At 65.1% G+C, this 8,234-nt stretch carries 10 protein-coding genes; 2 read left to right on the top strand and 8 right to left on the bottom strand.

Going from position 1 to position 8,234, the window contains the following annotated elements:
- Nucleotides 1-61 precede the first annotated feature (61 nt).
- Complete coding sequence (locus DYI24_RS16245; protein ID WP_349627788.1) at nucleotides 62-895, bottom strand: DUF6662 family protein; 834 nt, start codon at nucleotides 893-895, stop codon at nucleotides 62-64.
- Between the two features lie 784 nt (nucleotides 896-1,679).
- Between DYI24_RS16245 and DYI24_RS16240 the strand changes: the two genes are divergently transcribed.
- Both DYI24_RS16240 and DYI24_RS16235 read left to right on the top strand, forming a co-directional pair.
- Nucleotides 1,680-2,486: a sulfite exporter TauE/SafE family protein gene (locus DYI24_RS16240; RefSeq protein WP_164573035.1), complete on the top strand. Its 807-nt coding sequence runs from the start codon at nucleotides 1,680-1,682 to the stop codon at nucleotides 2,484-2,486.
- Between the two features lie 164 nt (nucleotides 2,487-2,650).
- The gene (locus tag DYI24_RS16235) at nucleotides 2,651-2,872 is read left to right on the top strand and encodes a hypothetical protein (protein ID WP_107344096.1); all 222 of its coding nucleotides are present in this window, start codon (nucleotides 2,651-2,653) and stop codon (nucleotides 2,870-2,872) included.
- Nucleotides 2,873-2,884: 12 nt separating this feature from the next.
- Here the strand turns inward: DYI24_RS16235 and DYI24_RS16230 are convergent, their stop codons facing one another.
- From DYI24_RS16230 to DYI24_RS16200, 7 genes are all read right to left on the bottom strand, one after another.
- Nucleotides 2,885-3,238, bottom strand: coding sequence for a hypothetical protein (locus DYI24_RS16230; RefSeq protein ID WP_164573034.1), 354 nt, complete (start codon nucleotides 3,236-3,238; stop codon nucleotides 2,885-2,887).
- Nucleotides 3,239-3,499: 261 nt separating this feature from the next.
- The gene (locus DYI24_RS16225) at nucleotides 3,500-4,354 is read right to left on the bottom strand and encodes a TonB family protein (protein WP_164573033.1); all 855 of its coding nucleotides are present in this window, start codon (nucleotides 4,352-4,354) and stop codon (nucleotides 3,500-3,502) included.
- The gene (gene exbD, locus DYI24_RS16220) at nucleotides 4,351-4,788 is read right to left on the bottom strand and encodes a TonB system transport protein ExbD (RefSeq protein ID WP_164573032.1); all 438 of its coding nucleotides are present in this window, start codon (nucleotides 4,786-4,788) and stop codon (nucleotides 4,351-4,353) included. Before exbD ends, DYI24_RS16225 begins: the two co-directional genes overlap by 4 nt.
- Nucleotides 4,789-4,793: 5 nt before the next feature.
- The gene (gene exbB, locus DYI24_RS16215; protein ID WP_164573031.1) at nucleotides 4,794-5,582 is read right to left on the bottom strand and encodes a tonB-system energizer ExbB; all 789 of its coding nucleotides are present in this window, start codon (nucleotides 5,580-5,582) and stop codon (nucleotides 4,794-4,796) included.
- Nucleotides 5,575-6,111, bottom strand: coding sequence for a heme utilization cystosolic carrier protein HutX (gene hutX / locus DYI24_RS16210; protein ID WP_164573030.1), 537 nt, complete (start codon nucleotides 6,109-6,111; stop codon nucleotides 5,575-5,577). The genes exbB and hutX overlap by 8 nt, the downstream gene beginning before the upstream one ends.
- A 16-nt stretch (nucleotides 6,112-6,127) precedes the next feature.
- The gene (gene hmuQ, locus DYI24_RS16205; protein WP_164573029.1) at nucleotides 6,128-6,460 is read right to left on the bottom strand and encodes a heme-degrading protein HmuQ; all 333 of its coding nucleotides are present in this window, start codon (nucleotides 6,458-6,460) and stop codon (nucleotides 6,128-6,130) included.
- A 77-nt stretch (nucleotides 6,461-6,537) separates the two neighbouring features.
- Nucleotides 6,538-8,234, bottom strand: a 1,697-nt coding sequence (locus tag DYI24_RS16200) for a TonB-dependent receptor domain-containing protein (RefSeq protein WP_164573028.1), incomplete at its 5' end; no start/stop codon positions are given.

Here is an 8,234-nt window from a genome sequence, read left to right as displayed (position 1 = left end):
GTTATGGAGTTGGACCAGATTATGGTGACCGACCGCGCGCGCCTGATCACGAGCTAAGTGTTCAGAAGTGCGCGTTCAGCCGCAGCATCGCCTGGTGACGTTCGAAGTGATCGAGGTTCAAAGGCCGGATGTCGCCGAGCGATTGGCCTGAGACCTGCACCTGCCAGGTTCCAGAGACACCTAGCGTCGGCGTGATCGCATAGGAAAAGGTCGGGCCGACGAAGACGGCATCGCCGGCGAAGCGATCGAGCCCGCCGCCATCATAGGCGCGCAGATAACGCAGCCCGACGCCGGCGACGAAGCCAGGAGCGAAGGCATAAGACAGCGCGCCGTGAAGCTGCAGTTCGGAATCATGGCCCCACGCGCCGGTCGAAAGCTGACGTGTGGCGCCGGTGCCGTACCAGACGTTGAAGGCGGCAAACAGCCGGTCCTTGATCAGTTCGCGGTCGAACAGCGCGGCAAATTCCGCGCCGTATTGCTCGATCCGCACGCCGCTCGCTTCATCGACGCGGCTCCAGCCGGGCTGCGCGTGCAACGTCAGGCCGAACGGCGCGACCTCACGGTCGATCAGCTTGTAGCGGACTTCGAAACCGGCGCCGTTGAACGATAGATGGCGGCGGTCGTCATAGCCGGGAACCGCATCAATGCGCTGGGCACCGAGCGCCAAGCCGGGCGCGATGCGGAGACGATCGTTCACCGTGTATTTGACCTGGGTGAGCATCACCAAGGTGGCGTAGCTGCCGCCGCGCTTGCCGAAGCCCGCGACATTCTCAAGCTCGACCTCGATTTCGCCGGGCTGGCCGATATCCGAGCCCATGGTGAAGCCGAAGATGTGTTCGGTGTCGACGCCCTCGGCATGATGACTGCCCGGCACGGTCTCCGGCTTGTCGGTCACTGCGTGAGAGAGCGATGGCAACCACGAGGGTGCGGGACCCCGCCAGCTTTGCGCCTCCTCGGCGGCGGCCGGCATGGTCCCGGCTAGCAGTGCTGCGAACGAGCGCGCGGCATGTCCGCGGCCTCGGCGTGACGCAAAGCTGTCAGCCTTCCGCCCTCGCCTCACCGCTGCACGCCCACTCGCCATCGCCGTTTCTCCCTGGCGCCCGAATCCCATTCGCTCAGTGATCCCGCCCCGCAGCCTGCGTCATTGATGTGTCTCGGCGAAAGCGGGGTCGAGGCTGCGGCAAGGTCCAATGCCTGATGAAACTTGCCCAGCAGGAGCAGGTTGACTTATTTGCAATTGCAAATCAATTGCAAATAATGAGCGAGACAGCTCCAGGCGCGGTGGTTTTGCACAGACAGGTCGGCCCCGGGGCTGGCGGGGGAGCCCCGGGGCCAGTCATCGCCAACCGGGGAGGTCTCGGCGGTGACGGCAGGATCCGCGGGCCGATGGCTGGCCGACGTGGTGGGTCCTGTCTGATAAATCCCTTGCATGCCCAGGTCGGCGAGCGAAAGCGCCATCGCTTCAAGTGGTTCCAGGCTTACTAACCGATCGTGCGCGATCGCACCGAGCAAATTAGGCCGAAATCAACACCCAGGTATAAATACCGACGCTCCCTACCCCGCCATCTTTCGATGACCATCATGTACTTCGGCGCACAAACGGAACCGGGATGGCGCGTTGCCGCCGCACAGGCGCAACGCGTAAAACTGAGACCGCGCGATTCACCGGCGCAGGAGGCGTGGAACTGACGGGTTTTGAAGGGATCGCGATCGATCCGAACTACGCACTTGCAGGCGCGGTGACCGGTTTCGTCGTCGGCCTCACCGGGGTTGGAGGCGGCGCGCTGATGACGCCGCTGTTGTTGCTGATCTTCGGCATCGCCCCGCATGTCGCAATCGCCACCGATCTGTGGTTCGCGGCGATCACCAAGCTGGTCGGTGCGGCCGTACATAATCGCCGGGGTCACATCGATTGGGGCATCGTCACTCGGCTATGGGCCGGCAGCCTGCCTGCGGCCGGCCTCGTCGTTGCGATCGTCGCGCTGTCCGATCCAGTCGGGCGCACGCAGTGGCTCACCAAGACCATCGGCATGGTGGTGATCCTCACCGCGATCGGCATCGTGTTCGCACCACGGCTGATCGCAGCCTTGAATCCGGCGACACCCGATGTCGAGCAGCCGGGCCCGGATCGGACGTCGCTCACGATCTTGGCCGGCGCAGTGCTCGGCGCGCTGGTGGCGCTAACCTCGATCGGCGCCGGCGCGCTCGGCACCGTGCTGCTGCTGTATCTCTATCCGCGACGGCTGCTGCCGCATCGGCTGGTGGCGACCGACCTCGCCCACGCCATCCCGCTCGCGATGGTCGCGGGCGCGGGTTACTTGGTCGCCGGCATGGTGGATTGGCACATTCTCGTCAGCCTGCTGGCCGGTTCCATCCCCGCGGTGATCGCCGGCGGATTGTCCGCCGGCAAGCTGTCGGGACGAAAACTGCAGATCGCGCTGGCGGCCGTTCTGTTCGCTGCGGGACTGAAAAGCCTGCTGTTCTGAGCCGACGCGTTGAAGCGCCGCATCGCCTCGCAAATTGCGGAACGTTTGGGCAGGCACCGCGTTGCGAAGCGTCACGATTGAACAGCCACGCGTTCGATCGCGCCGCATTCCACCGCCGCGCGATCGAGACTACAGGAAGGCACCGGAAACTCCGGTGAGATGCAATGTCCGACGCCTGCGTCATCGAAGTCCGCGCCCGCACCGCCGGGATCCTGGTCCGCGAAGGAGACAGCTACTGCTTCTTCGCAGCGCACCGCGACTTCCACGCGCTGGAGCGTCAATCGTTCGATTCGCTGATCGCCGCGCAGACCGCTGCGAGCCGCTGCGCCAATGGCGCTTCAGAGATTCGCGTCGATCCAACACGGACCGCGTCGCAGCGGGCTTAGTTTGCGCAGCGTTCAGCCACGACGGCGTGCACGCTCCGAACCCATGCCGAGGCGGCCGCTTTCCGCCAGTTCACGCAGGCGATGTCGGGCCCACACCCGCATCGCCACGCCTGACTGTTCGGACTGTGCGCCGGCCGCTTCGGGCGTTTCCATCTGTTTGGATTCGTGCTCCGGATCGAAATTCATCATCATCAGCTCCGCATGACTTCGTAACACGTTCGGCAGCCCGAATCTGCCGAGCCCCGTGCGCGCAACTACATGCATAGTTCGCGCGATCCACAGCGGTAGTTTTGCCATCAAGGCAGCCTGAATAGTTCCAATCTGCAAGCATCCGGCGCCAAGTCCGACAACTGTCATCCGCCGCATGTAGCAGCACCTGTGATTAGAATTACTCTGTTGTTGATCAAAATCAGTACGGCGATTGCCCGTGCTCACAACAGGCTCATAATGACGAGGCGCGAAGCGCCGTCCCGGCCATGTGCTGCAGGACGCTACGGCGTCTCATCTTTCGAGACACCCCCGGCTCTTATCGGGCTCCTCTAGATGAGCTGCAGTACCTTTGAAAAAGGACGCGCCATTCACTCAAGCTGTGAAGGGCCATCGAGCGGTGATCGCTCCCACGACGAACTACCTAACGGAGAAGTTGACCGGCACGCTGAAATTCAACGAAGCCTGCGTGATCTCCGGTGGGAATGGCGGCAGCGGCTGGGCGCGGCTGACCATCGCCAGCGTTTCGGCATCGAGCGCCGGATGGCCGGAGGAGCGCGCGAGCCTTGCACTCAGCACCTGGCCACCGCGACCGACGGTGAAGCTCAAAGTCGCGGTGCCCTGTACGCCGCTGGCGCGGGCCTCGGTCGGATAGCGCTTGAAGCGCTGCAGATGAGCCGCGAGGCGCTGGCGATAACTGGGCAGCATCGCGGTTGCCGCCTGAGCGCCGGCGAGCGCCGCCATCGCGTCGGCGGCGCGGCGTTCGGCGCGTTGCGGCGCGCTGGTTCGCGGCGCCGGCGGACGGTCCGACGAATTCTGTTTGGCGACGCGCTCGCGCTTCTCCGGCTTTGGCCGCTCCGGTTTCGGCTTCACCGGCTCGGGCTTTTCGAGCTTCACCGCTTCGGGCTTATCCGGGGGCGACGGCTTAGCCTCCGGCGGCAGCGGCACCTCGACCTTCTGTTGGATCGGCGTTGACGCGATCTCGGGCACTGCGGCGGTGTGCTGCACCGGCTCGGGTTCCGACTGCGGTGCCTCAGCCTCCTGCATCTCCGGTCCCGGCGGCAGATCGAGCGGGCTCGGCTGCGGCGATGCCGTCATCGGCGCAAGATCAATCATGATCGCAGCCAGCGGTTCGCCCGGCGGCGGGACCTGCGTGTAGTAAGCCAGCGCGGCTGCCACCGCCACCGCGTGCACGCCGACGATCACCGCCGCAGACAGCAGCCACCGCGACGCGCCCTGCGCAGCCGCGCTGTCGTGCAGCGCGCGGGCGTTCAAGGCTGAACGGCGCGGCCGTCGAGTCCGACCAGCGCCACCTTCAGATAGCCTGCATCGCGCAGCAGATTCATCGCCGCCATCAGATCGCCGTAGCTCACCGCCTTGTCGGCGCGCAGGAAGATCCGTTCGTCCTTGTTCCCGCCGGTCGCGGTGTCGAGCGCCGAGGTCAGTCCCTCACGCGGCACCATCTCCTCACCCAGCGCCAGCGACAGATCGGGCTTCAGCGACACGAAGACCGGCTTCTCCGGCCGCGGCTGCGGCGCGGCGGTGCTGGCAGGCAGATCGACGCCGACATCGACGGTCGCCAGCGGCGCCGCCACCATGAAGACGATCAGCAGCACCAGCATCACGTCGATGAACGGCGTGACGTTGATCTCGTGCGCCTCGACCATGTCGTCGTGGCCGCAGCGGCGGCTCGCAAGCTTGACGACCATCGGGTTCACCTCACCATGCGGGCGCGCTGCGGCGGACGCGCCGCCTCGCGGCTGATCATCAGCAGCAATTGGGTCGACGCGTCGCCGAGCAGCGCGCGATATGCTGTCACCCGCCGCGTCAGATGATTGTAGATCACCACGGCCGGGATCGCGGCGACGAGCCCGAGCGCGGTGGCGAGCAGCGCCTCGGCGATGCCCGGCGCCACCACCGCCAGATTGGTGGTGTTGGCTTTCGAGATGCCAATGAACGCGTTCATGATCCCCCACACCGTGCCGAACAGCCCGACGAACGGCGCCACCGCGCCGATGCTGGCGAGCAGACCGGTGCCGATCGCGGCGCGGCGCGCCTCCGCAGCCTCGACCCGATCGAGCCGCAGCGCCACGCGCTCGCGGAAACCTTCGTCATGGGTACCGCCGGACAGGCTGGCCTCGCGATCGACGGTCTGGATCATCTGCGCTACTGCGTCATGCTGGTCGGCGGTCTCCGCCGCGGCCTGCTGCAGCGTGATCTCGCTCTCAAGACGGTCGAGACCACGCTGCGCCACCGCAACGCTGCGGCGCAGTTCGATCGACTTGGCCAGCCACACCGTCCAGGCCGCCAGCGACGCCAGCGACAAACCGACCATCACGGTCTTCACCACCGCGTCTGCGCCGAGGAACATCCCCCACGGCGACAGGTCGCGCGGCAGCGTTGCCAGATCGGCCGCCGCCCACGCATCCCTCGGCAGCGCCACGGCGATGACGGCGAGCGCCGCGCCCGCCCACCCTGCCGCGGCGCCTTCGGAGTTACGCACCGCGTTCCTCGCTGAATTGCTTGGCGAGCGCATGGAACCGGACGAGCTGATCGGCGCGCAGCTCGCGATTGGCGTCACGGCCGACAAACACCTTGAACATGATGCCGCCGTCTTGATTGAGGAACGCCACGAAGGCCCTCGCTTTGCCCATGAACGGGCGCTCGACGAACGCCAGCGCGCCGCAACGATCGTGACGCAAGTGGCCGTGAAGGCCCTTCGGCTGCATCAGGTTGAAATAGCCGCGGCTGATCTCACCGCGCGGCACCTCGCCGGTGAATTCGAAGATCGCGTCCTCGGTGTGAACGATCAGCGTCAGCTCGCCCCAGGTCGCGATGTCGTTCATCGCGGCAACGAAGCCGTCACCGGGACCGAGCCGCGCCATGCCGTCCGGCAGCGCCGCGATCACCGCATGCGGCGACACGTTCCACTGCTTGGCGACCTCCTCGATCACGGCGGCCGGGTTGGCCGCCATGTAGGCACGAAGATCGCCGGTCTCGGAGGACACCACCGATGCCGCTGCAGTCGCCATCACTTCTCTCCTTGTCTCAGGCCGCAGCGGCGTTGCGCTCGCTACGGATCACTTCAAACCCTTCGAACCGCGGATGCCCGAGATACAGGCTCTGCCCGGTGTCGTTGCCGGCCCGCGCATGCGAACGGCGGAACTGGTCGGACGTGGTCCAAGCCTCGAACGCCGCCTTGCTGGCCCACATAGTGTGGGTCGCATACAGCGTATGGTCGTCCGCGACCGGCCCTTTGAGCAGATGAAACTCGACGAAACCGTCCATCTCGCTGAGATAGGATTCCCGCGTCGCCCAGATCTCCTCGAAGGTCTGCTCGGCGCCGCGTTTCACTTGAACCCGATTCATCGCGATGAACATCTTCTCTCCTTGCTGGCTTGTTGTTTGCTGGCTTGTTGTTCTGGCGCGCCGTTCAGGCTCCGATCGGAGCCGGACCGTTACGCTCCTCCGAAGTGCACCTTGATCCCACCCTTGTAGACGATGCCCGGGCCAGGGCTGCTGAACAGAATGTCGTTCTGCGACGAACCGTCGGCCGACGAGCCGGGGATCGCATATGGACGATAGTAGTTGTTGAGCAGGTTATCGATCGAGAAGTTCAGCGTCACGTCCGCGGTCGGCCGATAGGCGATGTTGAGATTGACGAGATCGTAGGAGGTTCCCGGCAGATAGCCGGTCGGCAGATTGGTGTTGGCGGCGTAGGACGCCCATTGCGCCGCGATCGTCAGCTGGCGGTCGAGCAGCCGCAGACCGCCGGTGGTGACCACCTTGCGGGCCGGTACCGAGACCAGGCCGAGGCCGGTATCCGGATTGGTGCCGCGGATCACCGCGGCATTGACGCCGACGAACCACATGCCGGCATCGTAATTGGTCTCGACCTCGACGCCCTCGATCCGGGCGCGCGGGATGTTCTGGTACTGATAGTATTTGCTGTACAGCCCGTACGCCGGGCCGAGCTGCGACACCTGTGGGGTCGAGCCGACCAGCTCGATATAGTTGTCGACGTCGTTGCGGAAGGCGTTGATCTTGCCGCGGAAACTGTCGCTGGCGCTGAAGATGCCGTCGTACTTCAGGTTGATGCCGACCTCCTTGTTCTTGCCGACCTCCGGCCGCAGCGCGGTGTTGGGGATCAGGCAGAACAAACCGGTAGTGCCGTCGCCGCAGGTGAACAGCGCCGGACCGCCGCCGGTGACGTGGGCGCCGGCTATTAGGGTCTCGGTGATCGACGGCGCGCGATAGCCTTCGGCATAGGCGACATAGGGGGTGAAGCCGGCGATCGGCGTCAGGCCGAGGGTCACCTTCGGCGACAGCCGGCTGCCGCTGGCGGTCGACGAATTGGAACTCAGCTCATAATGGTCGTAGCGCGCGGCGCCGATCACCTCGAGCCAGTGCGCGTAATTGTTCTTCACCTGGATGAAGCCGCCCGACACCGTGCGCTCGCCGCCAGGGGTGGTGATGTTGGAATTGCCGCGCGAATCCCAGGTCGTCACCTTGTCGTTGAAGGCGTCGACGCCGTAGGTCACCGCGGTTCGCCAGTTGCCATATTCGAACCGCGAGGTGTTGTTGGCGTCGATGCCGATGGTGTCGAGGTTGTAGCCGCGCTTGTCGCCGATGCAGCCGGAAATGTTGTTGCCGTAATTGCCGGCGCCGCAGTAGCCCGACCCGCTCGTCGAATAGTGATAGGTCTTGGTCTGGTCGCTGTTGGTGCGATTGCCGTACAGGTTCACGCTCCAGTCGAACCAGGTGTCGTCCGGCTGTGAATATTTCCAGCTCAGGGTTCCGGTGTAGTTCTGCAGGCTGGTACCGTACACCGAGGAGCCCTGATACAGCGCGCGCTGCGCCGCGGTCAGCACCGGGCCGCGGTTGAACTGCCCGACGTCGTAATTGAAGTCCTGGAAGATACCGCCGATCTTGACCTCGTGGCCGTCGGCCGGGCGCACCGTGAATTTCATTAAGCCGGCGGCGAGATCGTTGCCGGTGTTGCCGATTTCAGTGCCTGCGCCATCCTTGTAATTGCCCTGCGTGCGATACACCGCGCCGCCGAACACGTCGACGCTGGGATCGACACGCACGCCGCCGAACACCGAACCAAGCCCGCGCGCATTGTTGCTGCCGTAGGAGCCGCTAAGGTCGACGC

This window comes from Rhodopseudomonas sp. BR0C11, from assembly GCF_010820945.1.
In the GTDB taxonomy this organism is placed as follows: domain Bacteria; phylum Pseudomonadota; class Alphaproteobacteria; order Rhizobiales; family Xanthobacteraceae; genus Rhodopseudomonas; species Rhodopseudomonas palustris_H.
The sequence above is the reverse complement of the archived record's forward strand: the minus strand, read 5'-3'. Positions and strand labels throughout refer to the sequence as shown.